Consider the following 639-nt stretch of genomic DNA (forward strand, 5'->3'; position numbering starts at 1 on the left):
CTTAGCTTTGTCAGGAGCTGTTTTGTTGGTATCCATATTATTTGAAGATGCTAATTGTAATTACTAGAAGAAAAACGGCTAGGTAGACACCCATAGAGATAAAGGTTAGTCTCTTACGCTCTTCGGGTGTGAGCTTGTCACACCACGCTTTGAGTCGGTCAGTCTGTTTTTTTACCCAGCCGACCTTGTTCTGTGTAGATGAAGTGCCTACACTATCGAGGGGTGGTACGTCTTGTTTCATTATTGATTACTCTAAATTTAGTGATTAGGAAGCCCTGTGGATTGCGGTCACTGCGTACCGTGTTGAGTAATGAGCAGGCGGTTACAAGAGACCGCTCTGTGACATTACTCTTGCGGTAGATGGTCTGTGTGCCATAGACCACAGCCTCATAGGGGTAAGTATTAAAGTCACAAGAGATAGAATCAACCGTCAGCACCTGAGAGGTGTTTGTTGAGATGAGACGATTATAGTACTTTTCCTCTTGCAGGTCGGTGTAGTAGTTGTAAGCAGACTCATCTGCCATATCCAATGCTCGACTGATATTGCTCTGTATCGCTTGCGACTCAGGAGCCAGCGTGAAGACAATTCGTGAAATCGTCTAAGATGCTCACGAGCCTCTACAGGACGATTAGCTTCTA

General features: G+C 44.9%; 1 protein-coding gene and 1 pseudogene. Both read right to left on the bottom strand.

All coding sequences use genetic code 11. The features are described 5' to 3' along the window. Positions 1 to 37: 37 nt before the first annotated feature. Positions 38 to 241 carry a hypothetical protein gene (locus PORUE0001_RS10585; protein ID WP_007364510.1) on the bottom strand — a complete coding sequence of 68 codons (204 nt, stop codon included), beginning with the start codon at positions 239 to 241 and terminating at the stop codon, positions 38 to 40. Further along, a pseudogene (gene traK / locus PORUE0001_RS05000) lies at positions 213 to 639 on the bottom strand (conjugative transposon protein TraK); the annotation flags it as partial. The gene PORUE0001_RS10585 and the pseudogene traK, both read right to left, overlap by 29 nt.

Origin of the sequence: Porphyromonas uenonis 60-3 (assembly GCF_000174775.1) — a bacterium.
GTDB classification, from domain to species: Bacteria; Bacteroidota; Bacteroidia; order Bacteroidales; family Porphyromonadaceae; genus Porphyromonas; species Porphyromonas uenonis_A.

What these genes read in the sequence shown, in the direction of transcription:
- PORUE0001_RS10585 (WP_007364510.1), bottom strand. Translation starts at nt 241, where the DNA reads ATGAAACAAGACGTACCACCCCTCGATAGTGTAGGCACTTCATCTACA.